Here is a 24,302-nt window from a genome sequence, read left to right as displayed (position 1 = left end):
CAGGGGCACATCGGTTTACGTGAAAACGGTACTGAGTTCGGCTTTCGGTGGTTGTCTGGCATGGTGAACACGGCGACCACGCCGAACACCGGCGCCCGACAGACCGTGAACCTCGCGCTGGCCACCTGGGTATCCGCCATCAACTTCTGGGCCTGGAACATGATCGGCCCGCTGTCCACGTCCTACGCCGGCGAGCTTTCCCTGAGCAGTACCGAGGCGTCGATGCTGGTGGCGACGCCGATCCTGGTCGGATCGTTGGGCCGGATCGTCATCGGCTCGCTCACCGACCGGTTCGGCGGGCGGGCGATGTTCATCGCGATCTCGCTGGCGTCCATCATCCCGGTGCTCGCCGTCGGTGCTTCCGGAGCGGCCGGTTCCTACCCGGCATTGCTGGTGTGCGGTTTCTTCCTGGGCATCGCCGGAACGATCTTCGCCGTCGGCATCCCGTTCGCGAACAACTGGTATGCGGCGTCGCGGCGCGGGTTCGCGACCGGCGTGTTCGGGATGGGCATGGTCGGCACCGCGCTGTCGGCGTTTTTCACCCCGCGCTTCGTCGGCTGGTTCGGGCTGTTTCCCACCCACGTCATCATCGCGGTGGCGCTGGGGCTGACCGCGGTGCTGTGCATGGTGGCCATGCAGGACTCGCCGACGTTCGTCCCGAACACCGACAAGGTGCTGCCGAAACTGAAGGCCGCCGCGAAACTTCCCGTCACCTGGGAGATGTCGTTTCTGTACGCGGTGGTGTTCGGCGGCTTCGTCGCGTTCAGCAATTACCTGCCGACCTACATCAAGACGATCTACCACTTCTCGGCCGTCGACGCGGGCGCCCGCACGGCCGGCTTCGCCCTGGCCGCGGTCCTGGCGCGACCCGTCGGCGGCGCGCTCGCGGACCGCTTCGCGCCGAAATACGTGGTGCTGGCGTCGTTCGCGGGCACCGCCCTGCTGGCGTTCATCGCGATGTTCCAGCCGCCGCCGGACGTGTGGTCGGCGACGACGTTCGTCACGCTGGCCATCTTCCTGGGCATCGGCACCGGCGGCGTGTTCGCCTGGGTGGCCCGTCGCGCGCCCGCCCAGTCGGTGGGTTCGGTCACCGGCATCGTCGCGGCCGCAGGCGGCCTGGGCGGGTACTTCCCGCCGCTGGTGATGGGTGCCACCTACGACCCCGTCGACAACGACTACTCGATCGGCCTGGTGCTGCTCGTGGCCACCGCGGTGGTGGCGTTCCTGTACACGGCGCTCCGGCTACACGCGCACGAACCCACGGCCGCCCGCAAGGAGTCCACGCCATGACCACCACACCGCCACGCACCGGCGGCCAGATCGAGGAACTCCTCGCGCGCAGCGGCCGCTTCTTCACCCCCGGCGAGTTCTCCGACGATCTCCGCACCGTCACCCGCCGCGGCGGCCGCCAGGGCGACGTGTTCTACCGCGACCGCTGGAGCCACGACAAGATCGTGCGGTCCACCCACGGCGTCAACTGCACGGGCTCCTGCTCGTGGAAGGTCTACGTCAAGGACGGCATCATCACGTGGGAGACCCAGGAGACCGACTACCCCTCGGTCGGCCCGGACCGGCCAGAATACGAACCGCGCGGATGTCCGCGCGGGGCGGCGTTCTCCTGGTACACCTATTCGCCGACGCGTGTCCGCTATCCCTACGCCCGCGGTGTGCTCGTCGAGATGTACCGGGAAGCCAAGGCGCGGTTGCGCGATCCGGTGGCGGCGTGGGCCGACATCCAAGCCGACCCCGAGCGGCGCCGACGGTACCAACGGGCCCGCGGTATGGGCGGGTTGGTGCGGGTCAGTTGGGCCGAGGCCACCGAGATGATCGCGGCCGCCCACGTGCACACGATCAAGACGTACGGTCCCGACCGGGTCGCCGGGTTCTCGCCGATCCCGGCGATGTCGATGGTGTCCTTCGCGGCCGGGTCGCGCTTCATCGAGTTGCTCGGCGGCGTGATGACGTCGTTCTACGACTGGTACGCCGACCTTCCGGTGGCCTCACCGCAGGTCTTCGGTGACCAGACCGACGTGCCGGAGTCCGGCGACTGGTGGGACGCGGCGTACCTGATGATGTGGGGGTCCAACGTCCCGGTGACCCGCACCCCCGACGCGCACTGGATGGCCGAAGTGCGGTATCGCGGCACCAAAGTCGTGGCGATCAGCCCCGACTACGCCGACAACACCAAGTTCGCCGACGAGTGGATGCCGTGCGCGGCCGGCACCGACGGCGCGCTGGCCATGGCGATGGGTCATGTGATCCTCACGGAATGCTATGTGCGCAACCGGGTTCCGTTCTTCATCGACTATGCGCGCCAGTACACAGATCTGCCCTTCCTGGTCAAGCTCGAGGAGCGCAACGGCGCGCTGGTGCCCGGTAAGAACCTCACCGCGGCCGACCTGGGCGACCACGAGGCCGGACAGGAGAACGCGGCGTTCAAACCGGTGCTGCTCGACGGCGCCACCGACACGGTCACGGTTCCGCACGGTTCGCTCGGCTTCCGCTACGGCGACGACGGCGTGGGCAAGTGGAACCTCGAGCTCGGCGAGTTGGCGCCCGCGCTGACGGTCGCGCCGTCCCCGGGCCAGCAGGGTGAGGTGGCCGAGGTGGTGCTGCCGCGCTTCGACAGCATCGACGGGCAGGGCGCCACGCTGACCCGGGGTGTGCCGGTGCGTCGGGTGGGGGAGCACCTGGTGTGCACGGTTTTCGACCTGATGTTGGCCCAGTACGGGGTGGCCCGGCCGGGACTGCCAGGACAGTGGCCGTCGGGCTACGACGACGACGCCAACCCGTATACCCCAGCGTGGCAGGAGCCGATCACCGGAGTGTCTGCGGCCCAGGCGATTCGGGTCGCCAAGGAGTTCGCCCGCAACGCCGAGGAGTCCGGCGGCCGGTCGATGATCATCATGGGAGCCGGCATCTGCCAGTGGTTCCACGGCGACGCGACCTACCGTGCGGTGCTGGCGATGCTGCTGCTGACCGGGTCGATGGGGCGCAACGGCGGCGGCTGGGCACACTACGTCGGCCAGGAGAAGTGCCGACCGGTCACCGGGTGGGCGACGATGGCGATGGCCACCGACTGGGCGCGCCCGCCGCGGCAGGTGCCGGGCACCTCGTTCTGGTATGTGCACACCGACCAGTGGCGCTATGACGGCTACCGCGCCGACGCGCTGGCCAGCCCGACGGGACGCGGCCGGTTCAAAGACCGCCATACGATGGACGTGCTGGCCTCGGCGTCGGCGATGGGGTGGAGTCCGTTTTATCCGCAGTTCGACCGGTCCAGCCTGGACGTGGCCGACGACGCGCGGGAGGCCGGACAGGACATCGGCGACTACATCGCGCAGCAGCTGGCGTCGGGTCAGCTCAAGCTGGCCGTCACCGACCCGGACAACCCGCAGAACTGGCCGCGGGTGCTCAGCGTGTGGCGCTCCAACCTGCTCGGCTCGTCGAGTAAGGGCAACGAGTACTTCCTGCGGCACCTGCTCGGCACCGACTCGAACCTGCAAGCCGATCCGGCACCGGACAGCTTGCGCCCCAACGGTATTACCTGGACCGAGGATGTCCCGGAGGGCAAGCTGGACCTGCTGATGTCGATCGACTTCCGGATGACATCGACCACCTTGCTCTCCGATGTGGTGCTGCCCGCGGCCACCTGGTACGAGAAATACGACCTGTCGAGCACCGACATGCATCCGTACGTGCACGCGTTCAGCCCCGCGATCGACCCGCCGTGGGAAACCAGGTCCGACTACGAGGCGTTCGGGGCGATCGCCAGGGCGTTCAGCGCGCTGGCGGTCAAACACCTCGGCAAGCGCACTGACGTGGTGATGGGGGCCATGCAACACGACACCCCCGGGGCGATGGCGTACCCCGGTGGCACCGAACGGGATTGGCGCGCCACCGGGGAGACTCCGGTGCCGGGTAAGACGATGGGCCCGTTGGCCGTGGTCGACCGTGACTACCCCGCCGTCATCGACAAATGGCTGACGCTGGGCCCGCTCGTGGACCGCCTCGGGATGACGACCAAGGGCGTCACGTTCCATCCCGACAAGGAGGTCGACGAACTGGCCGCCAAGTTCGGGGTGATGGATTCCGGTGTAGCCCAAGGGCGCCCGGCGATCACTTCCGCCGAACGGATGGCCGAGGTGATCCTGGCCCTGTCGGGTACCACCAACGGTCGCCTCGCGGTCGACGGCTTCCGTGACCTCGAGCGGCGCACCGGCCGGCAGCTGGCGCATCTGGCCGAAGGCAGCGAGGAACGCCGGATCACCTTCGCCGACACGCAGGCCCGCCCGGTTCCGGTGATCACCAGCCCGGAATGGTCGGGCAGTGAAACCGGCGGTCGCCGGTACGCGCCGTTCAGCGTCAACATCGAGGAGCTCAAGCCGTTTCACACGCTGACCGGCCGCATGCACTTCTACCTCGACCACGATTGGCTCGAAGAGCTCGGGGAGCAGTTGCCGATCTACCGGCCCCCGCTGGACATGAACCGGCTGTTCGGCGAACCGCACGTCGGTTCGGAGGGCGTGGAAGGGGTGGGCCTGACGGTGCGTTACCTCACGCCGCACTCCAAGTGGTCGATCCACTCGGAGTATCAGGACAACCTGCTGATGCTGTCGCTGTCACGCGGCGGGCCGACGATGTGGATGAGCCCCGGTGACGCCGCGAAGGTCGGTGTGGCAGACAACGAATGGGTGGAAGCGGTCAATCGCAACGGTGTGCTGGTGTGTCGGGCGATCGTCAGCCACCGGATGCCCGACGGGGTGGTGTTCGTCTACCACGTGCAGGAGCGCACCATCGACGTGCCGCTCTCCGAGACCACCGGCAAGCGCGGTGGCATCCACAACTCGTTGACGAGGCTGCTGATCAAACCGAGCCATCTGGCCGGGGGATACGCGCAGAACGCGTTCGCGTTCAACTATCTCGGCCCGACCGGTAATCAGCGTGACGAGGTGACGGTGGTGCGGCGGCGAAGCCAGAAGGTGGTCTTTTGATGCGCGGAGCCAAACGTGGAGAGCGAGGCGTCCTATGAAGGTGATGGCGCAGATGGCCATGGTGATGAACCTGGACAAATGCATTGGTTGCCACACTTGTTCGGTGACCTGCAAGCAGGCATGGACGAACCGGCCCGGCACCGAGTACGTCTGGTTCAACAACGTCGAAACCCGGCCCGGACAGGGCTATCCGCGACAGTACGAAGACCAGGAGCGCTGGCGGGGCGGGTGGGTCCGCGACCGGAAGGGCAGGCTGCGGCTGCGCGACGGGGGCCGGCTGTCGAAGCTGCTGCGCATCTTCGCCAACCCGAAGATGCCGAACATCTCGGACTACTACGAGCCGTGGACCTATGACTACGACAACCTGATGTCCGCCCCGCTGTCGGACCAGATGCCGGTGGCGCCGCCGCGCAGCCTGATCAGCGGTGAGCCGATGGACATCTCGTGGTCGGCAAACTGGGACGACGACCTCGGCGGCTCCCCGGAGATCGTGCCTGGCGATCCGGTGCTCAAACAGGTCAGCGAGAAGGTACAGCTCGAACTCGAGCAGACGTTCATGTTCTTCCTGCCGCGCATCTGCGAGCACTGCCTCAACCCGTCGTGCGTGGCGTCGTGCCCGTCCGGAGCGATGTACAAGCGCAGCGAGGACGGCATTGTGCTCGTCGACCAGGACCGCTGCCGGGGCTGGCGGATGTGCGTGTCGGGATGCCCGTACAAGAAGATGTATTTCAACCACAAGACCGGCAAGGCCGAGAAGTGCACGTTTTGCTATCCGCGCATCGAGGTCGGGATGCCGACGGTGTGTTCTGAGACGTGCGTGGGCCGGCTGCGTTATCTCGGTGTGGTGCTCTACGACGTGGACCGGGTGCTGGAAGCCGCAACGGTCGAACACGACACCGACCTGTACGAGGCGCAGAAGTCGATCCTGCTGGACCCCAACGACCCCGAGGTGATCGCTGGGGCGCACGCCGAGGGGATCTCCGACGAATGGATCGAAGCCGCGCAACGCTCGCCGGTCTACGCGCTGATCCACACGTATCAGGTTGCGCTGCCGCTGCATCCGGAGTACCGCACGATGCCTATGGTGTGGTACATCCCGCCGTTGTCACCGGTGGTCGACGCGGTTGCCCGCGACGGCCACGACGGTGAGGAACTCGGCAACCTGTTCGGCGCGCTGCAGGCGCTGCGCATCCCGATGCAGTATCTGGCCGGGCTGTTCACCGCGGGGGACACCGACGTCGTCGAGGGTGTCCTGCGCCGGCTGGCCGCGATGCGCTCCTACATGCGCGACATCAACCTCGGCCGCGAGACGCAGCCGCACATCCCCGAAGCGGTCGGGATGACCGAAGAACAGATGTATGCGATGTACCGGCTGCTGGCGTTGGCGAAATACGAAGAACGCTACGTCATCCCGACCGCGTACGCCGTCGACGAACAGCACCCGCCGGAGGAGACCGGCTGCTCGCTGTCGTTCGAGGGTGGCCCGGGAATGTACGAGTCGGGCCCGTTCGGCGAGGCCAGCGGCGGCCCGGTACCGGTGGCGGTCGAGACGTTCCACGCCCTCCGGCACCGCCAGACCAGCGACGGCATGGCCGCCAACGCAGAGCGTCCGTCCCGGCTCAACCTGCTCAACTGGGACGGCCGCGGCGTTCCGTCGGGGCTGTTCCCCGACGGGGGAGGTGGGGAATGAGAATCCCCGGCCGCAAATCGAATTCGGTGGCGCTGGCCGACCGGTTGGTGTGGCAGGCGGCGTCGTTGCTGCTGTGCTATCCCGACGACCACTGTGCGCAGCGTCTGCACACCGTCGACGAAATGCTGGCACACATCGGTGATCCGGCGGCGGCGCTGCTGGGCCGCACCGCCGCGGCGCTGCGTGACGGCGATTGGACCAGCGTGGCCGCCCAGTACGTCGAAACCTTCGACCTGCGGCGCTCCTCGACGATGTACCTGACGTACTGGACCGCAGGTGACACCCGTAACCGCGGGCATCACATGCTGGCGTTCAACAACGCCTACCGCGATGCCGGCGTGCCACCGCCGTGCGCAGAAGCCCCCGACTACCTGCCGGTGGTGCTGGAGTTCGCGGCGACCGTCGACCCGGTGGGCGGGCGCCGGCTGTTGGTGGATCACCGCGTACCGATCGACGTGCTCCACACGTCGCTCAACGACGCCGACTCACCCTACGCGCACGCCGTCGCCGCGGTGCGTCACACGCTGCCGGAACCGACCGATCAGGAGGCCCGGCGCGCTCAGCGGCTCGCTGAGGCCGGTCCACCGGCCGAAGCCGTTGGGCTGGAACCTTTCACGTTGACCGTGCCGCCGCGGCGAGCAGGGGCGGGTATCGAACTGAGCGCGACTGAAGGAGCTCGCTGACATGTCGGGTTGGGTGATCTTCTGGGACGTCGTGCCGTACGTGACGTTGGCCGTCGTCGCAATCGGAACATGGTGGCGGTACCGCTACGACAAGTTCGGCTGGACCACGCGCTCGTCACAGCTCTACGAGTCGCGACTGCTGCGCATCGGCAGCCCGATGTTTCACTTCGGCATCCTGGTCGTCATCGTCGGGCACATCATCGGCCTGGTGATCCCCGAATCGTGGACCGACCTGATCATGAGCGACCACATCTACCACCTGCAGGCCATGGTGCTCGGCGCGATCGCCGGGATCACCACGCTGGGCGGCATCGCACTGCTGGTGTACCGGCGTCGCACCACCGGGCCGGTGTTCCTGGCCACCACGGTCAACGACAAGGTGATGTACGCGGTGCTGGTGCTGGCCATCGTGGCCGGGCTGGCCTGCACGCTGATCGGGGCCACACCCGTTGGTGCCGAACATGATTACCGCGAGTCGGTGTCACCGTGGTTCCGGTCGATCTGGATACTGCAGCCGCGGGGAGACCTGATGGCCACCGCGCCGTTGTGGTTCCACATCCACGTGATGATCGCGTTGGTGCTGTTCTGCCTGTGGCCGTTCACCCGGCTCGTGCACGTGTTCAGCGCGCCGGTCGCCTACCTGTTCCGGCCCTACATCGTGTACCGCAGCCGCGACGTCGCGGGTAAGGGCGAGTTGGTGGGATCGCATCCGCAACGCCGCGGATGGTGACAGCGGCCTGCGGGCCTCAGGGCTTGCCGATGCGGATGCGCCACACCGTCGGGCCGGACTCCACGTATTCCCAGCTGTAGCTGCCGGAGTAGTCCGCCTCGAACTCCTCGTGCAGGTGCTTGGGGTCGTGGTTGTTCACCAGGACGAACGAATCACCATGGGGAAGCTCTCGATAGGCGGCGAATATGGTTGGATGCTTTTGCGGCTTGCGTAGTTGCCGCACATCGAGTTCGCTCATCGAGCTTCCACCTCCGTAGTTATTACTAATAGATTTGTATAAACTCTAGTGCATGTCTGAAAAGGGCGACCGGGTCGCCGGCCGTCGTGAAGAGGTGCTGGCGGCGTTGCGCGCCACGAGCGAGCCGATGACGATCGTCGCGATCGCCGACGGCCTCGGCGTGCACCCCAACACGGTCCGTTTCCACCTCGACACCCTGGTCGGCGACGGTCGCGCCGAACGGGTCGAACCCGACCGGCGCGGCCCGGGCCGCCCGCCGCTGATGTTTCGCGCCGTGCACCGCATGGACCCCGGCGGTCCGCGGCGCTACCAGGTGCTCGCCGAGATCCTGCTGATGAGCCTGGCCGGTCAGCGCAACCCGGCGGCCAAGGCCGCCAGCGCCGGGCGCGCGTGGGCACGCCGGATCGCCGGGCGCGACGACCGCACCGCGATCAGCGCCAACCAGTCGGCCCGCCGGCTGGTCAAGTTCCTCGACGAACTCGGCTTCGCCCCGCGGTTACGCACGGTCAGTGGAAAACAGCAGGTCGGCCTGCGGCACTGCCCGTTCTTGGAGCTGGCCGAGGGCGGGTCCGACGTCGTCTGCCCGGTACACCTGGGGCTGATGCGCGGCGCCTTGGAGGCGTGGGACGCGCCGGTGACAGTCGAGAAGCTCGAGCCGTTCGTCGAACCCGATCTGTGCGTGGCCCACCTCACCGCATCGACGAAGTCCCCCGTCGCGAGTGACTTTGTTCCCTAGCCGGTATTTGCTCGGATCGCGATGCTGGGAAGCATGAACACCCGCTTCCCTGATCATCGAACGATCCACACGGCCCTGTCGCTGGCCGTGCGGGCGCCGTCGATCCACAACACCCAACCGTGGCGGTGGCGGGTGGGCGACTCGACGCTGCATCTGTACGCAGACACCGAACGGCACTTGCCGAGCACCGACCCGGACAGCCGCGATCTGCTGTTGAGCTGTGGAGCCGCACTGCATCACGCCGTGGTCGCGTTCGCGGCGCTGGGCTGGCAGGCGAAGATCCACCGGTTGCCCGACCCGCTGCACCCTACGCATCTGGCCGCCATCGAGTTGCACCGGCACACGGCCTCGGAACTCGACGTCATGCTCGCCGCGGCGATACCCCGGCGGCGCACCGATCGGCGCCTCTACAGCTGGTGGCCGGTGCCGGCGGCCGATATCGCGTTGATGGGCTCGCGCGCCGCGCGCGCGGGTGTGATGTTGCGACAGGTCGAGGCGCTGCCGAAGCTTCAGGGCGTGGTGGCGGAGGCGGCCTGGCGACACGCCCTCGATGAGGACTACCTCACCGAGTTGGCCACCTGGAGCGGACGTTACGGCGCCGTGTCGGGCGTGCCGGCACGCAACACGCCGCCGTCGGATCCGCTGTCACCGATACCCGGCCGGGTGTTTGCCGGGCCTGCGTTGGCGCAACCGACCGACGCCGAAGCGACCGAAGACAGCGCGGCGGTGCTGGCCCTGGGCACCGAGGACGACAGCAGCCTGTCCCGGTTGCGCGCCGGTGAGGCGACCAGTCTGGTACTGCTGACCGCGACGGCGCTGGGCCTCTCCAGTTGCCCGATCACCGAACCGCTGGAGTTTCCCGAAACGCGAGAAGCCGTGCGAAGCGACGTCTTTGGCGACAGCGGTCATCCGCAGATGATGCTGCGGGTGGGGTGGGCGCCGGTCAACGCCGATCCGTTACCCGCGACACCTCGCCGCCGGCTGTCGGAGGTGGTCACCGGCCTGGACGGCTCGTTCTTCGAATAGCGCTCGGTATGACGCCGTTCGTCGCATGCGGTGTCGCTGCGCACAGTTATCACTCCGCCGGCCCGAGGTCGATGACGACGCGCATCACCGAGCCGTCGAGGTGTCTGGTGCACGACAACCCGGATTCCGACATCATTTTCAGCATCAGGTGGTTTTCGGCCAATACGTCGGCGATGAGATGGTGCACACCGGTGTCTTGCGCGATCTGCCCGAGTCGGCGTAGCAGGGCGGTGCCGACTCCGCGCAGATGCTCGTTGTGCGCGACGACGACCGCGATCTCCGCTTCGCCGGGGTCGTCGCACCGGATGTAGTTGGCGACCCCGAGCAGCGCGGCGTGATCGAAGGCGCCCAACGCGTATTGGTTGTCGGACTGCTCGACGAGTGACAGGGCGCAACTCGTCAGATGCGCTGGGTGCGCAGTGAAGAAGCGGAAATAGCATTCGTCGTCGCTGAGTCGGTCGTACAGGTTGATGACGGCGTCGCCGTCGCGAGACACCAACCGGCGAAGCACGATGCGCGTTCCGTCCAAAAGCGTGGCATGCCAGCGTCGATCAGCAGGTCGGCCGTCCATCGCAGACACGATCTACCGATGGGGTCGACCGCGCCGCGGCGCGGATACTTCGGACATGTCGGACAGTATCGGCTATCTGGCGGGTGTGCTCCGGGGTCTTTGGTCCTCGATCGTTCGCCGATAGCGGTTTCTTGACCGCAATGCGGTCAGGCCTTTCGGCCACCGGGTAGGTGACCAATGGCCCCGGACTCATCGAAAGCGGGCCCCTAACATCTGACCTGTGATGAGCGACATCGCGGTAACCGGCAGGGGAGTGTGAAATGCCCACCACGCGAAGGCATGACGGCATAGTTGTCGGCGTTGATGGATCACCGCCATCGAAGGCGGCCGTTGAGTGGGCGGCGCGCGAAGCTGGGATGCGCAATCTTGGGGTGTCCATCATCCACGTGATCCAGTCACCGGCGGTGCAGATGTGGCCCGAGGTGCCCACGCCGCCCGACTTGACCAGGCAACTCGAACAGGAGGGCCAAGCCATTCTGCGTGACGCCCGTGAGATCGCCCAAGCAGCCGTCGAGGAAGCCACGGTCGATGTAGAGACCGAGATGGTGGTCGCCGGCGTGCTGTCCACCCTGATCGACGTGTCCAAGGAAGCCAAAATGGTCGTGGTGGGGTGCCGCGGACTCGGGGTGCTCGGGCGGCGCCTGCTGGGATCGGTGAGCGCCGGGCTCATTCGCTATGCCGGCTGTCCGGTCGCGGTAATCCACGACGAGGACGCACCGACACCGCAGCTCGCGACGGCCCCCGTTGTGGTCGGCATCGACGGTTCACCGGCCTCTGAGTTGGCGACGGCCATCGCCTTTGACGCGGCATCGCACCGCGGTGTGCACCTTGTCGCCGTACACGCCTGGAGTGATTTCGGGGTGGCCGAACTACCGGGCATCGAATGGTCCGATGTCCAAGTCCAAGCCGAGGAGGCGCTCGCCGAGCGGCTGGCGGGATGGCAGGAGCGCTATCCGGACGTCACGGTGGAGCGACTCGTCGTACTCGACCGACCTGCCCGTCAACTTCTCGAGCAGGCGGAGAAGGCACAACTGACGGTGGTCGGGAGCCACGGTCGCGGTGGCTTCGCCAGAATGCTGCTCGGTTCGGTCAGCACGGCCGTCGCCGAGTCCGCCCGCACGCCCGTGGTCGTCGCACGCGCGTCCTAGTCCTGGATACCGGAAGGCCGGTCCAGCTTGGACACGAACACCGCCGCCTGGGTGCGGCGTTGCATGCCGAGCTTGGCCAACAGCCGCGACACGTAGTTCTTGACCGTCTTCTCGGCGAGAAACATTCGCGCGGCGATCTGTTTGTTGGTCAACCCCTCACCCAGCAGGTTCAGCAGCACTCGTTCCTGTTCGCTGAGATCCGCCAGTGGATCGGCCCGTTGGGCGGCCCCGCGCAGTTTGGCCATCAACGCAGCCGCGGCCCGGTTGTCGAGCAGGGAACGCCCGGCGCCGACGTCCTTGACGGCCTGGGCCAGTTCCATGCCTTTGATGTCCTTGACGACGTATCCGCTGGCGCCGGCCAGGATCGCGTCCAGCATCGCTTCGTCGGAGGTGAACGATGTCAGCATGAGGCAACGCAGGTTGGGCAGGCGCGACAGAAGATCCCGGCACAGTTCGATGCCGTTGCCGTCGGGCAACCGCACATCGAGCACCGCGACATCGGGTTGTAACGCCGGTATCCGCGCCATCGCTTGGGCGACCGAACCGGCCTCGCCGACGACCTCGAGGTCGGGATCCGAGTCGAGCAGATCGATCAGGCCCCGCCGCACGACCTCATGGTCGTCCACCAGAAAGACCTTCACCATGTGAAGCCCTCCGAACTAGCGCTGAACAACTAACGTCGCCCTCACAATACGGTCCGTGGGTTGCTGATCCGTGGAGAACAACGGGCATTTGGTTCGGCGGTCCGGCTATCGTTGCCGGTCGCGTATTTCGAGCACCTCGTCGATCGGTCGCCGCGGTGTCGGCGTAGGCGGGTCCTCGTGCGCTGGGGCCAGGCCGACGCGGACCAGAATCTGTGGGGTTGTGGTCTGGCCGATCAGGCTCGAGACGATGTCGCGGCTCGCCCACAGCTCGGTGATGTGGGTCAGCGGGCAGGTCGCCAGCCCCTCCATGGTGGCGTCCAGCAGCACGGCAGAAAGCGTCTCACCGCACTCGAGCACGCTGACGCGGTCGTTGTCGCGGGTGGAAAGCACGAGGATCTTGGACTCGTCACACCCGAACTGCGCTCGCCGGTCGCCCTGTTGCACGCGGGGGAAGTCGCGGCCGACTTGCACGCGATCGGCTTCAGAAGCGGATACCAGCGTGTTGTGCGGGACACCCTCGGCTGATTCGAACGGCCCTGTCCACCAGGAGAGTTCGGAGTGATACGACGTGTCGTAGAGACGCAAAGACGCGGTGAGTCGGGAGGCGTTCGCGAGTTCGGGACGTAGTTCGTCGGCGATGACATCCAGTCGCACGGCCTCCGACGTCACGGAGCGGTGCAATTGTGCCTCGATCGAAGCCCAGTCCGGTGGGGCCGTGAACGGCAACCGGTCGGTCCGTCGCCGCAGGATCGCCTCGGCACGGAGCCGGTGCCCCTCGGTGATGCCCTCCATCGGCCGGAATTCGATCGACGCCAGATGCAGGGGGTTGTTGGGGTTGGGCAGCCGCTCGACCACGGTCCTCCATCCCGCGGCGGCACAGGCCACCCGTAAGTGATCCAGTGCGGCACCACAGCCCAGCAGGGCCTCACGGCCCGAGTGGTCGGTCGAGTACAGGACACGGTCCTTGTCGAGGAACAGTTGAAGCGTGTCGTCCTGCGCAACCCATCGCCACGGCTGACTGTTGAACAGCGACGGTGCGCGGCACGCCAATTGCACGACGTCCTTGATGACGTTGAGTTCCACCCGGGTGTGACCCATGAGTCCAGGTTCGGCCATTCCGCCTGGCGAAACCAGGGTCTATGGTCCCTAAACGCGCGGACAAGGCTCCGAGTCGAGGAGTCCGTGCGACCCACCTGGCCGGCGGTGACCCTCGTCCTCTCCGGTACGGGACCTCTGACCCTTTCATCGGCCTCCACCACAGGCGAACAGTTGGCCTATGGAGCACCTGAGCACCCTCGACGCGGGCTTTCTCGAAGCCGAAGATTCTGATCCGCACGTCAGCCTTGCAGTCGGCGGGCTGTCGGTCATCGAAGGACCGATGCCCGACTTCGATTCGCTTGTCGCCGGTGTCGGACAACGCATCCTCGCGGTTCCCCGGCTGGGCCAACTTCTGCGCACGCACCTGCTTGACCTCGAGGCCCCCGAATGGGTGGAGGATCCCAACCTTGACCTGGCCCACCATGTCCACCGCGCCGCGCTTCCGCACCCCCGCGATGACGCCACGTTGTTCCGGTTCGTCGGCGAGGTGATGGAGCGGCGGTTAGACCGTGAACGGCCCCTGTGGGAATGCTGGATCATCGAAGGCCTCGCCGACGACCGGTGGGCGATCTTGATGAAGATCCATCACTGCATCGCCGACGGGATCGCCACGATGCACATGCTTTCCAGTCTCGGTGACGACTGGGACGGGGACACCTTTGCATCAGAGATTCGTGCCGCCCGCGAACCAGACATGCGGTCCAACCTCTTGCCCCGGCTGAGCGTCAACCCGCGTGACTGGATCGGTGGGGCGTGGCGGGCCGCAGGCGCGATCACCAGCGCAGCAGGTCTGGTGGTGGAGGGTGCAGCCGAAATCACCTCGAGCCTGCTGCGTCCGGCGGCGCCGTCTCCGTTCGTCGGGCCGCTTTCGACCATGCGCCGGTACAGCGCGGTACATGTGCCGATGGCCGACGTCGCCACGATCCGCGCGGCATTCGACGTGACGCTCAACGATGTTGCGCTGGCCGCCGTTACGGACAGCTTCCGGTCGGGTCTCATTCGCCGCGGTGTGGAGCCGCGGCGCAGTTCGCTGCCCACGCTGGTGCCGGTATCCGTGCGTTCCAACGAGGTGTCGGACAAAACCGATAATCGAGTTTCGGTGATGCTTCCGTATCTTCCTGTCGACAAGGCGGACCCGGTCGAGCAGATGCGTGCAGTGCACAGCCGACTGACCACCGTGAAGCGGAGCGGCCAACGGCAGGCATCCACGGTGTTCGTCGCCGCGACGAAAGTCGTTCCGTTTCCCCTGACGGCGTGGGCCGTTCGAGCGTTGACCCGACTGCCGCAACGTGCTGTGGTGACCGTCGCAACCAACGTGCCCGGCCCGCGTAGCCGGATGCGCATCATGGGGCGTGAGGTGCTGCGGGTCTATCCGATTCCGCCGATTGCCGTCCAGTTACGCACCGTCATCGCGATTTTGAGCTATGCCGACGAACTCGTTTTCGGGATCACCGCGGACTACGACGCGACACCCGACGTCGACGAACTCGCGCAGGGTATCAAGCGCGGTATCGACCGGCTGGCCGAGTTGAGTCAGAACGCCGACGCCGAGATCGCGCATGCGCCGCGCCTTAAGACCCCGTCGCATCGGCCAATGGACCCGCCGGTGTCGGGGCGCGGGTGACGTTCACCGCCGTGACCTTGTACTCAGGGGTGTGGGTCGTGGGATCGCGCCCCGGTCCGGTGAGGGTGTTCACCGGCACCGCAGGGTCGCTGAAAGTCGTGAACACCGTGCCGGGTTGCGTGCGGGCGCTGATGCGGCACGGCAGGACAAGCGTGCCGTACCTGCTTTGCACCGCGACGTCCGCGCCGTCCACGACACCGCACCGCTGCGCGTCGGTCGGTGAGATTTCCAGCGCCACAACGTCGGTCAACGGCGCGGTCGCCGCCCTTGCGGTCATCGTGCCCGCATTGAACGCGTACAGTGCACGACCGGTGATCAGCACCAGCGGATACTCCTCAGTGGGTTGTTCGCCGCTCGGTCGGTAGCCGATGCGGTGCAAGGTGGTACGCCGTCCGAGCCCGGCGAACGTGTCGCGATGCAGCAGCGACGTTCCGGGGTGCTCTTCGTCGGGACACGGCCATTGAAGTCCGCCGGGCCTGTCGAGCCGCCGGTAAGTCATGCCCGCGCCCGCCGGCCAGAGTTGCCGGATCTCGTCCCAGACGTCGGCCGCGCTCCGGTAGGAGAAGTGGGTGCTCCAGCCGAAGGCGGCGGCGGCTGCGCATATGGCGTCGGTGTCGGTCCTGGCCCCGTCGGGTACGGGAACGGCTCGGCGCACCCGCTGGATACGCCGATCCGAGTTCATGAACGTGCCGTCCTTCTCGAACGACGACGCGACAGGAAGGAACACCGTCGCGAAGCGTCGAGCCGTCTCGGTGAGGAACAGATCCTGTACCACGAGGATGTCAAGCCCGGCGAGCGCCCGTTCGACGGACCTGGTCTGCGGTTGGGTCAGCAGAATGTCCCAGCCGACGACCCATAACGCACCGAGTCGGCGCTGCTCGGCGGCGTCGAGCATCTGCATTGCGTCGAGCCCGGGTATCTCGGGTATCGGCGCATCCCACAGCGCCGCGGCGAGCTCGCGGCCGTCGGCCAATGGGGTCATGCCGGTCAGATGATGCGGCTCACACCCCATGTGAGCCGAACCCGCGACATTGTTCTGCCCCCGAAGCGGATTGCAGCCCGAGCCGGGCTTACCGATGTTGCCGGTGAGCAGCGCCAGGTTACCGAGACACATCACAGCATCGGTGCCCTGGACCTGCTCGGTGACCCCGAGACCGTGGAAGAGCATGGACGGGCCTTGACCGCCATAGAGCCTGGCGGCTCGTCGCACCTGCGCGGGGTCTAGCCCGGTGACCGCTGAAACACGTTCGGGAACATAAGAATTCACAAAGTCACGAAAGGTGCCGAAGCCGTCCACCCGTTGCGCCACGAAGTCCTCATCGACAAGGCCTTCGTCGATGATCACCGCCGCGATGGAATTGAGCACCGCCACGTTCGTTCCCGGGTGGGGGCGCAGGTGCACGTCGGCGTAGTGGGCGAGCTCGATCCGGCGCGGATCGATGACCACCAGGTTCGCGCCGCGCAACACGGCTTGCTTGATGCGTGCGCCGACGATCGGGTGGGCCTCGGTGGTGTTCGACCCGCACACCACAATGGCGCGGGCGCTTTCGATATCGTCGAACGAGTTGGTCGCCGCACCGGTGCCGAACATCGCCTTGAGCCCGGCAGCGGACGGCGCGTGGCAGACCCGGGCGCAGCAGTCCACGTTGTTGGTGCCGAGTACAACCCGGGCGAACTTCTGGGTGAGATAGTTCTCCTCGTTGGTGGCTCGCGCCGAGCCCAGGACTCCCACCGCCGTCGGCCCGGCACGATCGATCACGCGGCGAAACCCGCTCACCGCGGCGTCGATGGCCTCGTCCCAGCCGACAGCCACCCATTCCTGCGATGAGGTGCGCAGCATCGGGGTGGTGATCCGGTCATCCGAAACGTTGAAGCCGAAGCCATACCGGCCCTTGACGCACAGATGGCCGCGGTTGACCGGCGCGTTCTGGGCGGGAACGACTTCTACGATGCGTCCATCGCGGCTACCGACCAGCATTTCGCACCCGACGCCGCAGTACGGGCACGTTGTGCGCGTCCAATCGGTGGCCGATCGGCCCTCGAGGACGCTCACATCCGTCAGGGCGTTGGTGGGGCAGGTGTCAACGCACGCGCCGCATGAGACACACGAGCTGTCCGCCAGCGTGGTTCCCGAGTCGGGGGTGACATGCGTGTCGGCACCACGACCGGCGATGCGCCAGGTGAACTGGCCTTGCACCTCGTCACAGATCCGTACGCAACGCCAGCACGAGATGCAGCTGTTGAGGTCGACACGGATATTCGGATGTGACGAATCCACCAGGTCAGGGTCTGCTGTTCCCGTTGCCTGTACCCCGTGGTCTGCGAGCATCCGATGAAACTCGAGCTGCGGGTCGGTCGCTGTCGCGGTGGCGGGGTAGTTGCGAACAAGCATGGACAGCAGGGTTTTCCGTAGTTCGTCGAGCTGGGGCGTTGCGGTGCGGATCACCATGCCCTCGGCTGCCGGCGTGGTACAGGCGGGCACGGGACGGTTGGCGCCGTCGATCTCCACCACACACATCCGGCAGCTTCCCGACGGGGTGAGCCGGGGGTCGTGGCACAGCGCCGGGATGTCGATGCCGACGGAGGCCGCCGCCTCGAGCACCGAGATGCCGGGTGGGAAAGATGCTGTAGCGCCGTTGACCGTCACGCGCGGCACGAGTCGAGATCCTCTCCGTAATGGACCATCACACTGCGGGCGAACGCTGCCAGCCCGGTGCCATGACCGCAGAGACTCGTCGCGGCCAGTGCGCGTACGGTGGCCGCCCATTCGGTGTTGGCGTCGTCATCCATGGGGCCGGAAAACAGCTCCTCGATCCGGGCGGTGCCGACGCGGCACGGGGTGCACGCGCCGCAGGACTCGTAGGCGCCGAACCGAAACACGTGACGCACGAGTTCCCGGATCGGCGTCGTGTCGTCGAAGGCGATGATCCCACCGTGCCCGACTTCGGCCCCCAGCCCGCGCAACGCGTCGAACGTGAACGGCACGTCGAGCAGCTCGGGCGGAATGATCCCCGCGAGCGGGCCGCCGACGATCACACCCCTCAGGTGATCGTTGACGAGCCCACCGCCGAGGCCCTCGACTATTTCTCGGAGCGGGATACCGAACTCGACCTCATACAGTCCGGGTCTGCAGAACAGCGAGTTCAACGACACCACCTTCGTACCCCTGCTGCTACCTGCTCCCATTGCGGCATAGGCGGTTCCGCCGTGACGAAGAATCCATGGCAGAGCCGCGAGTGTCTCCACGTTGTTCACCACCGTCGGCAGGCCATTGAGGCCGTGCTGCACAGGGTAGGGCGGGCGCGCGCGCACCATCGGACGTCGTCCTTCGAGCGCATTGAGCAGAGCGGTCTCCTCGCCGCACAGGTAGCTGCCCTTGCCCTCCACCACCATGACCGCCAACGGCGCACCGTGACCAAGCATCGCGTCGCCGAGAATTCCCGCGCCTTCGGCCTCGGCAACGGCGACGCGGACCGCGGCCAACGCCTCTGGATACTCGCGGCGCACATAGATGTAGGCGCGCTGCGCCCCGACGGCCAGCGCCGCGATCGCCAGCCCCTCGACCACGGCGTGAGGGTCGTCCTCCAAGAGATATCGGTCGATGTACGCGCCGGGGTCGCCTTCGTCGGCGTTGACCACCACCACGCGCGGACCGTCGGGCGGCGTCCGCGCGGCACGCCATTTATCGGCCGTCGGATAACCGGCGCCGCCGCGGCCGCGAAGCCCCGATTTCCTCACTTCGGTCAACGTGCCCTCCGGGCCCGAGCGAATCGCCTGCGCAAGACCCTGGTATCCCGCCGCGTCGCGATAAGCGCTCAGATGCGGCGAACAACCGCGGCTGGCCCGGTCGAGCACTACCGGGTTGTCACACGCGGTTTCGACCGCAGGACGAGACGAATCATCGGCAGCGGCCGGCCCGGCGTAGCAGCGCCCCAGGCAATAGATGCGGGGGTCGGATCCTGCTGCCTCCGCCCAGCGCGCCGGGTTCCGGTTTCGGGCCACAAAGCATGCCGTGCCCTGACAACACTGCGTTCCGACGGTGACGTCGGCAAGGTGGTAGAAGGAGTCATCCTGCGCCGGTCGGCGTTCATCATGCCGTTGAAGTGGCATCTAGCCAGTCTTGACCGCGAAGCGGCGGACAACACAGGGCCGAAAGTCCCCGATGCCGGCGCAGGATGCAGTGATGCACCACGTACCGCTCACGGTCGTTCACGCGATCACCCCGTTCCGGGTCGCAGCATCCACCTTCTCGTCGTCGAGGGGTGTCAGGTCGCCGCGGACACCAGCACCTTCAACGCGCCCGACCGGGCCGCATCGGCGAATACCTCGTAGGCTTGGTCGAATTCGGCCATCTCGAACCGGTGGGTGATCATCGCAGCCGTGTCCAGCTGATGGTTGGCGACCAGCCCGATCAACCTGGGTGTGGAGTGGGTGTCGACCAAACCGGTAGTGATGGTCAGGTTCTTGATCCAGATCTGTTCGAGGTGCAAAGTCGCCGGCGCGCCGTGCACACCGATGTTTGCGACGTGACCATTGGGCCGAACCAGCCGGACTGACTCCTCGAAAGTGTCGGGAAGACCGACCGCCTCCATCGCCACATCGGCACCGAGGCCGGCGGTCAGCGTGTCGATGACGGCCCGGGCGTCCTCGGTCCTGGAGTTGACGACGACGTCAGCGCCCAGCTTGCGTGCGGCGTCCAGGCGGGCATCGGCGACGTCGATCGCGACGATATGGCTTGGGCTGTAAAGCTTTGCGGTGAGAATGGCGGCCAGGCCGATCGGACCCGCGCCGACGATCGCCACCACATCGCCCGGGCTGACAGCGCCCGCGAGAACGCCCACTTCATACGAGGTCGGCAGGATGTCGGCCAGCAGGATCATCTGTTCGTCGCTGACATCCGTGGGCACCTTGTGCGTGGAGTTATCGGCGAAGGGCACCCTGACATACTCGGCCTGAGTTCCGTCGATGAGATGTCCCAGTATCCATCCGCCGCCGCCCAGGCACTGCCCGTAGTGGCCCTGTCTGCAGTACCGGCACGCCCCGCACGCGCTGATGCACGAGACCAGCACGCGATCTCCCACCGACAGGGTCTGCACTGCCGTCCCGACTTTGATCACCGTGCCGACGGCTTCATGACCCAGCACCCGTCCCGGTGCCACCTCGGGCACATCACCTTTGAGGATGTGCAGGTCGGTTCCGCAGATCGTTACCGCCTCGACGCGCACGATGGCGTCGGTGGCGTGCTCGATCGCGGGGTCGGGCACCGACCGCCAGGATCGGCGTCCGGGACCGTCATAAACCATTGCCTTCATGTCGGTTCTCCTCCGATTGAGCTAGACGTGTTGCGGCACGGTTGGGTCGTGAAGGGCTACCCGGCGGCTTGATCAGCCCACTGCGCAACGCAGGGCCCAGATTCGACAGGACGCGTTCCAGAATCGCGTTGCACGCGTTGCCGTCGTCGGCAAGCTTTGTCAAGCCACGGTGCAGCAGAAAAGCTTGCAGGCGCCGGTCGATCGACCACCCGCGGTAGGCGGGGCCGGTGAATTCGGAACCGAGGAAGGCCCAGGCGATCGTGTCCAGTTCGCGCCGTATCAAGCCGGGACCGCATTCCACCATGGCCTCCCTTCGGCCGACGTGCTGGCACCATCGTCTCTGCACAGGTGCGCGCCGCCATAGGGAACAAGGTCCTCAAGCCGCCGGTCGATCGTCCTTCGGCGCCGCGGCCGGTTCAGCGCGCCACGGCGCATGCGGATCGCGTTTGGCCCTTTGCATCAGGGACTTTCGGCCCTGCCGCCGTCCTTCCCTCCACGACGACAATGTGATTAGATTACATGTAACTGGAGGTTACGGATATGACTGCGCACACGGGCTTGGACGCGACGTTTCTGAAGGTTGAAGACGCCGACCCGCATGCCAATTTCGCCGTCGGTGCACTGGCGGTGATGGAGGGTCCGCTTCCCGATGGTGATGCGCTGTCAGATGCGCTGGTCGCGCGGTTGCGCACCGACCGCCGATTCGGTCAGGTGGTGCGTCGGTATCCGCTTGACCTCGCCGCGCCGCGGGTGGTTGCCGCCGGGGAGGACGTCTCCCAGCAGGTACATCACATCGCTGTCCCGCGTCCTGGCGACGATGAGGCGCTGTACGGACTGATTTCCGACGTGATGAGTTGGCGTCTGCATCACGACCACCCGCTGTGGGAATGCTGGATCGTCGAAGGGCTTTCCGACGGCCGGTGGGCGATCCTGCTCAAGACCCACTCGAGCATCGTCGACGAGGTCGACGTGATGAGGACCCTCATGCGGTTGTCCGACGACGGCGACGCTGACGGGCAGCCTCAGGGCAGCACCAGGCTGTCGGTGCGCACGCTCAACCCGCTGAAATTGATGGGCGGAATGTGGCGCTCATCGGCGGCGCTGACCACCGCGGCGGTACGCGCGGTCACCGATGCCACCGGCCTCACCGCAGGCCGCGACTGCCCAGCGGTGTCGAAGTGCGGGGGACACGCCACAGGCCTACACCGCTACGCCGCAGTGGAATTGAGCAGCCGGGAGGTCACAAAGGTCTGTGATGCCTTCGGGGTTACGGTGAAGGACATCGCGCTGGCCGCGATGGGCAAGAGCTACCGCGACTTGCTGATGGGTCACGGGCGACAGCAGCAGCGCTGTGATTCGCTGCGCGCTCTGGTGTCTGATTCGGCCGGCTCTCTCGCGACGATAGCGCTGCCGGTCGACGAACCTGACCCGGTTCAACGGTTGCGCACCGCACACGGGCGGTTGACCGGTGCCGGTTATCCCGGCGCTCCGGCGACGAACCGTCTGCCCCGGGCGCGGAAGGCGCAACCGATACGCGCGCCCGGGTTGTCCCAGCGAGAAGTGGTCGCGCTGACGACAAACGAGACCGGACCGCGCGGGCGGCTGCGGTTCATGGGGCGAGATGCCATGCGGCTGCTGCCGATTCCGGCCGTCGGACGAAGCGTCCGAACAGGGGTCGCGGTGGTGGGCTATGCCGACCGGCTCACCATCGGTATCACCTCCGATCTTGACGCACTGCCCGACATCGGCGAACTGGCCCGCAGCATCGAGCAGACGGTGGCTCGTCTCCTCGCGATCAGCACCTCGGCGCGGCGGACCAACGACAAGAACCTGCTCTATCTGATTCCGAGTGAACCCGTACCCACCCTGCTGCGTGGTCGCCAGCGCGAGCTGGCCACCACGAGGTGACAGAACCGAACCGGCACGTCATGGCCAGACGACGATGACACGGGCCCGGGACATGGTGCGTACCTTCAACAAGTACGTGCTCAACCCGGTGATGCTGCATTTCGCCGGCCGCAGACACTGGTACGCCGCGGCGATTCGCCACACTGGGCGACGGTCCGGAAAGCACTACGCCACACCGGTGATCGCCGACCCGGTGCCGGATGGATTTGTGATCCCGCTGCCCTACGGCACGGATGTCGATTGGCTGCGCAACGTGATGGCGGCCGCCGGTGCGACGCTCACCGTGCGCGGGGACACCTTCGATGTGATCGAGCCGACGATCGTCGACGCGGCGACGGCCGCACCGCAACTCTCGCAGCGCCGGCGCGAAGCCTGGCAGCGGTTGGGCATCGACAGCTACCTCAAGGTCAAGATCGCTACGTGACGGTGTCCGGCTGAGGCAAGAAGGATCAGCGGTCGTCGTCGTCGATGATGTGCACCGCGGCTTCTTCGGCTGAGGCCGCGCCACCACTGATACCGACGTCGTCTGCGATCAGCTCGGACTCCTCGTCTTCGCCAAAACCCATGTCGGGAGCGATCAGCCGACCTGCTCGGTTGCGACCGACCTCGGCGTGCTCGGGGAATTCGGCATCGCGCTCGGCGTAATCGGAGCGCTCCGATTCCGACTCGTCCCGGTCATCACCGAGCAGCGCCGCCGGATCCGGTTCTTCGGCGGCCAAAATCCGGTCGGTGCCCGGCATCGACCCAGCGGTGCCTCGCCACGGTCGCTCGGGCGGCGAGTAGCCCTCATCGAGCAGATCGGCGGTGCCGCGCTCGATCAGGGTGTCTTCTGCCGACCACTGGTCTTCGTCGTCGCCGTCGTACGGTTCTGCCGCAGGACCCGTGCCAGATGAGGTGATCATGCACTGATTCTGCGGTGTCGACGTGACGGCGCCGTAGGGCCAAATGGCCTCGGAATGTAGGGCCAACGCGAACAGTCGGACGTCAGCGGTCGGCTTGCGTCAACTCGCCGCCCCACACCGCGCGCGCACCGGAGTCACCGGTGAGCACCACCGCGGTTGTCCCGGTTGCTGCTCACGGTCATACAGCCATTCGCCCGCCTTGACGGTCAAGGGTGTCGGCACGAGCGTCGCGGCGGCAAGCACGACGACCAGCCAGACCAATCGCTGGCGCGCCGCCGGCCATAGCGCGCACAGCATCTCGAGGACCGCGGTGAGTGGTATCAGGGTCACGACGAAATGGACGAACAAGACGTGGGCCGGCAAGCCCGCAAATACGGTCACGGCGCTCCTCGGCTGAGCTGAACGGTTGGACGATAGCGCATGTGCAGCCGACGATTCGGTAGACGACTGCTACGGCTTAGCCTCACCGCGCACATTTGTTATGCAGGAATGCCGTCTGCAAGCGCCGTCCAGCCCCCGGTCGCGCAGAAACCTCTCGAAAGACCGAGGACCTCGCAGTCTGCGTGGAGTTGCCGCCGAGCAGTCAACGACTCGGGTTCATCCTCGGCGTTGCGGGCGGCGGTGGCGGTCCGGTGGGGTTCATGCGGCAGGGCGGTGTGCCCATCCCGGGGCCCATCATGCCGGGGCCCATCATCCCGGGGCCCATCATGTCGTTGTGCGACATGTGGTTCCAATGGTCGTTGCCGCTCTGACCGCTCGTGCTGCGACCGAGGTAGAAACCGGAAAGGAACACCACCGCGACGATAAAGACGGCGGCGGCCGCAATCCCGGCCCAGACCAGCACGTGGTTCAAGGGACGGTGCTCAGGGACCGACGAGCGGTCGGTCGCTGGTTCTTGTGGAGCTGTCATCTGTTGAGGGTGCGCTCACGCCGCGTGGATGCATAGGGCCATTGGTCCACAACGGTGTACCGAGCACCTGGCGTGGCTCTTCCGAATG

At 66.6% G+C, this 24,302-nt stretch carries 21 protein-coding genes and 1 pseudogene; 11 read left to right on the top strand and 11 right to left on the bottom strand.

Annotated elements, in window-relative coordinates:
- Positions 1-63 precede the first annotated feature (63 nt).
- The 5 genes from K3U96_RS14705 to narI are packed head-to-tail and all read left to right on the top strand — an operon-like array spanning position 64 to position 8,097.
- A complete protein-coding gene (locus K3U96_RS14705) occupies positions 64-1,290 on the top strand; it encodes a nitrate/nitrite transporter (RefSeq protein ID WP_275080550.1) in 1,227 nt (408 codons plus the stop codon).
- A complete protein-coding gene (locus K3U96_RS14700) occupies positions 1,287-4,994 on the top strand; it encodes a nitrate reductase subunit alpha (RefSeq protein ID WP_220690188.1) in 3,708 nt (1,235 codons plus the stop codon). Before K3U96_RS14705 ends, K3U96_RS14700 begins: the two co-directional genes overlap by 4 nt.
- Positions 4,995-5,028: 34 nt before the next feature.
- Entirely contained in the window at positions 5,029-6,684 is a 1,656-nt protein-coding gene (gene narH, locus K3U96_RS14695; protein ID WP_220690187.1) for a nitrate reductase subunit beta, read from the top strand.
- Positions 6,681-7,367 carry a nitrate reductase molybdenum cofactor assembly chaperone gene (narJ, locus tag K3U96_RS14690; protein WP_220690186.1) on the top strand — a complete coding sequence of 229 codons (687 nt, stop codon included), beginning with the start codon at positions 6,681-6,683 and terminating at the stop codon, positions 7,365-7,367. Before narH ends, narJ begins: the two co-directional genes overlap by 4 nt.
- Position 7,368: 1 nt before the next feature.
- Entirely contained in the window at positions 7,369-8,097 is a 729-nt protein-coding gene (gene narI / locus K3U96_RS14685; protein ID WP_069405365.1) for a respiratory nitrate reductase subunit gamma, read from the top strand.
- 16 nt (positions 8,098-8,113) lie between these two features.
- Here the strand turns inward: narI and K3U96_RS14680 are convergent, their stop codons facing one another.
- On the bottom strand, positions 8,114-8,335 hold the full coding sequence (locus tag K3U96_RS14680; protein ID WP_084223171.1) for a DUF2249 domain-containing protein: 222 nt from the start codon (positions 8,333-8,335) through the stop codon (positions 8,114-8,116).
- Positions 8,336-8,387: 52 nt separating this feature from the next.
- On the opposite strand from K3U96_RS14680, the gene K3U96_RS14675 reads away from it, so the two are divergent.
- On the top strand, positions 8,388-9,071 hold the full coding sequence (locus tag K3U96_RS14675) for a helix-turn-helix transcriptional regulator (RefSeq protein ID WP_069405366.1): 684 nt from the start codon (positions 8,388-8,390) through the stop codon (positions 9,069-9,071).
- A gap of 33 nt (positions 9,072-9,104) precedes the next feature.
- The gene (locus K3U96_RS14670; protein ID WP_220690185.1) at positions 9,105-10,097 is read left to right on the top strand and encodes an Acg family FMN-binding oxidoreductase; all 993 of its coding nucleotides are present in this window, start codon (positions 9,105-9,107) and stop codon (positions 10,095-10,097) included.
- Between the two features lie 49 nt (positions 10,098-10,146).
- Here K3U96_RS14670 and K3U96_RS14665 read toward each other — a convergent pair whose 3' ends face one another.
- Positions 10,147-10,668, bottom strand: a complete 522-nt coding sequence (locus K3U96_RS14665) for a GNAT family N-acetyltransferase (RefSeq protein ID WP_069405367.1) — start codon at positions 10,666-10,668, stop codon at positions 10,147-10,149.
- A 260-nt stretch (positions 10,669-10,928) separates the two neighbouring features.
- On the opposite strand from K3U96_RS14665, the gene K3U96_RS14660 reads away from it, so the two are divergent.
- A complete protein-coding gene (locus tag K3U96_RS14660) occupies positions 10,929-11,816 on the top strand; it encodes a universal stress protein (RefSeq protein WP_220690184.1) in 888 nt (295 codons plus the stop codon).
- Here the strand turns inward: K3U96_RS14660 and dosR are convergent.
- Together dosR and K3U96_RS14650 are read right to left on the bottom strand one after the other, a co-directional pair.
- A complete protein-coding gene (gene dosR / locus K3U96_RS14655) occupies positions 11,813-12,460 on the bottom strand; it encodes a hypoxia response regulator transcription factor DosR/DevR (RefSeq protein WP_220690183.1) in 648 nt (215 codons plus the stop codon). The genes K3U96_RS14660 and dosR overlap by 4 nt on opposite strands.
- 105 nt (positions 12,461-12,565) lie before the next feature.
- Entirely contained in the window at positions 12,566-13,558 is a 993-nt protein-coding gene (locus K3U96_RS14650; RefSeq protein ID WP_220690182.1) for an Acg family FMN-binding oxidoreductase, read from the bottom strand.
- 178 nt (positions 13,559-13,736) lie between these two features.
- Between K3U96_RS14650 and K3U96_RS14645 the strand changes: the two genes are divergently transcribed.
- Positions 13,737-15,182, top strand: coding sequence for a WS/DGAT/MGAT family O-acyltransferase (locus K3U96_RS14645; RefSeq protein WP_220690181.1), 1,446 nt, complete (start codon positions 13,737-13,739; stop codon positions 15,180-15,182).
- On the opposite strand, the gene fdhF is transcribed toward K3U96_RS14645, so the two are convergent.
- The 4 genes from fdhF to K3U96_RS14625 all read right to left on the bottom strand — a co-directional run bounded on the left by fdhF (position 15,130) and on the right by K3U96_RS14625 (position 20,795).
- A complete protein-coding gene (gene fdhF / locus K3U96_RS14640; RefSeq protein WP_220693708.1) occupies positions 15,130-17,838 on the bottom strand; it encodes a formate dehydrogenase subunit alpha in 2,709 nt (902 codons plus the stop codon). The two genes, K3U96_RS14645 and fdhF, sit on opposite strands and share 53 nt — an antisense overlap.
- On the bottom strand, positions 17,826-19,037 hold the full coding sequence (locus tag K3U96_RS14635; RefSeq protein WP_230982149.1) for a complex I 51 kDa subunit family protein: 1,212 nt from the start codon (positions 19,035-19,037) through the stop codon (positions 17,826-17,828). The genes fdhF and K3U96_RS14635 overlap by 13 nt, the downstream gene beginning before the upstream one ends.
- Before the next feature lie 410 nt (positions 19,038-19,447).
- Positions 19,448-20,494, bottom strand: coding sequence for a zinc-dependent alcohol dehydrogenase family protein (locus tag K3U96_RS14630; protein WP_220690179.1), 1,047 nt, complete (start codon positions 20,492-20,494; stop codon positions 19,448-19,450).
- Positions 20,475-20,795 carry a hypothetical protein gene (locus K3U96_RS14625; protein ID WP_308206810.1) on the bottom strand — a complete coding sequence of 107 codons (321 nt, stop codon included), beginning with the start codon at positions 20,793-20,795 and terminating at the stop codon, positions 20,475-20,477. Before K3U96_RS14625 ends, K3U96_RS14630 begins: the two co-directional genes overlap by 20 nt.
- A gap of 239 nt (positions 20,796-21,034) precedes the next feature.
- Between K3U96_RS14625 and K3U96_RS14620 the strand changes: the two genes are divergently transcribed.
- On the top strand, positions 21,035-22,402 hold the full coding sequence (locus K3U96_RS14620; protein WP_220690177.1) for a wax ester/triacylglycerol synthase domain-containing protein: 1,368 nt from the start codon (positions 21,035-21,037) through the stop codon (positions 22,400-22,402).
- A gap of 34 nt (positions 22,403-22,436) precedes the next feature.
- Entirely contained in the window at positions 22,437-22,826 is a 390-nt protein-coding gene (locus tag K3U96_RS14615; RefSeq protein WP_220690176.1) for a PNPOx family protein, read from the top strand.
- Positions 22,827-22,851: 25 nt separating this feature from the next.
- Here the strand turns inward: K3U96_RS14615 and K3U96_RS14610 are convergent, their stop codons facing one another.
- The 3 genes and pseudogenes from K3U96_RS14610 to K3U96_RS14600 all read right to left on the bottom strand — a co-directional run bounded on the left by K3U96_RS14610 (position 22,852) and on the right by K3U96_RS14600 (position 24,214).
- Positions 22,852-23,304: a DUF5709 domain-containing protein gene (locus K3U96_RS14610; RefSeq protein ID WP_220690175.1), complete on the bottom strand. Its 453-nt coding sequence runs from the start codon at positions 23,302-23,304 to the stop codon at positions 22,852-22,854.
- Positions 23,305-23,475: 171 nt separating this feature from the next.
- Positions 23,476-23,685, bottom strand: a pseudogene (locus K3U96_RS14605) (hypothetical protein); the annotation flags it as partial.
- A gap of 202 nt (positions 23,686-23,887) precedes the next feature.
- Complete coding sequence (locus K3U96_RS14600) at positions 23,888-24,214, bottom strand: hypothetical protein (protein ID WP_220690173.1); 327 nt, start codon at positions 24,212-24,214, stop codon at positions 23,888-23,890.
- Between the last annotated feature and the right edge of the window lie 88 nt (positions 24,215-24,302).

The sequence above is a fragment of the Mycolicibacterium holsaticum DSM 44478 = JCM 12374 genome (assembly GCF_019645835.1).
GTDB lineage: Bacteria > Actinomycetota > Actinomycetes > Mycobacteriales > Mycobacteriaceae > Mycobacterium > Mycobacterium holsaticum.
This window is presented reverse-complemented; position numbering and strand designations above follow the sequence as displayed.

Excerpts from the sequence above, each read along its gene's own strand:
- K3U96_RS14700 (WP_220690188.1), top strand. The coding sequence starts at position 1,287 with ATGACCACCACACCGCCACGCACCGGCGGCCAGATCGAGGAACTCCTC.
- narH (WP_220690187.1), top strand. The coding sequence starts at position 5,029 with ATGAAGGTGATGGCGCAGATGGCCATGGTGATGAACCTGGACAAATGC.
- narJ (WP_220690186.1), top strand. The coding sequence starts at position 6,681 with ATGAGAATCCCCGGCCGCAAATCGAATTCGGTGGCGCTGGCCGACCGG.
- narI (WP_069405365.1), top strand. The coding sequence starts at position 7,369 with ATGTCGGGTTGGGTGATCTTCTGGGACGTCGTGCCGTACGTGACGTTG.
- K3U96_RS14680 (WP_084223171.1), bottom strand. The coding sequence starts at position 8,335 with ATGAGCGAACTCGATGTGCGGCAACTACGCAAGCCGCAAAAGCATCCA.
- K3U96_RS14675 (WP_069405366.1), top strand. The coding sequence starts at position 8,388 with ATGTCTGAAAAGGGCGACCGGGTCGCCGGCCGTCGTGAAGAGGTGCTG.
- K3U96_RS14670 (WP_220690185.1), top strand. The coding sequence starts at position 9,105 with ATGAACACCCGCTTCCCTGATCATCGAACGATCCACACGGCCCTGTCG.
- K3U96_RS14665 (WP_069405367.1), bottom strand. The coding sequence starts at position 10,668 with ATGGACGGCCGACCTGCTGATCGACGCTGGCATGCCACGCTTTTGGAC.
- K3U96_RS14660 (WP_220690184.1), top strand. The coding sequence starts at position 10,929 with ATGCCCACCACGCGAAGGCATGACGGCATAGTTGTCGGCGTTGATGGA.
- dosR (WP_220690183.1), bottom strand. The coding sequence starts at position 12,460 with ATGGTGAAGGTCTTTCTGGTGGACGACCATGAGGTCGTGCGGCGGGGC.
- K3U96_RS14650 (WP_220690182.1), bottom strand. The coding sequence starts at position 13,558 with ATGGGTCACACCCGGGTGGAACTCAACGTCATCAAGGACGTCGTGCAA.
- K3U96_RS14645 (WP_220690181.1), top strand. The coding sequence starts at position 13,737 with ATGGAGCACCTGAGCACCCTCGACGCGGGCTTTCTCGAAGCCGAAGAT.
- K3U96_RS14630 (WP_220690179.1), bottom strand. The coding sequence starts at position 20,494 with ATGAAGGCAATGGTTTATGACGGTCCCGGACGCCGATCCTGGCGGTCG.
- K3U96_RS14620 (WP_220690177.1), top strand. The coding sequence starts at position 21,035 with ATGACTGCGCACACGGGCTTGGACGCGACGTTTCTGAAGGTTGAAGAC.
- K3U96_RS14615 (WP_220690176.1), top strand. The coding sequence starts at position 22,437 with ATGACACGGGCCCGGGACATGGTGCGTACCTTCAACAAGTACGTGCTC.
- K3U96_RS14610 (WP_220690175.1), bottom strand. The coding sequence starts at position 23,304 with ATGATCACCTCATCTGGCACGGGTCCTGCGGCAGAACCGTACGACGGC.
- K3U96_RS14600 (WP_220690173.1), bottom strand. The coding sequence starts at position 24,214 with ATGACAGCTCCACAAGAACCAGCGACCGACCGCTCGTCGGTCCCTGAG.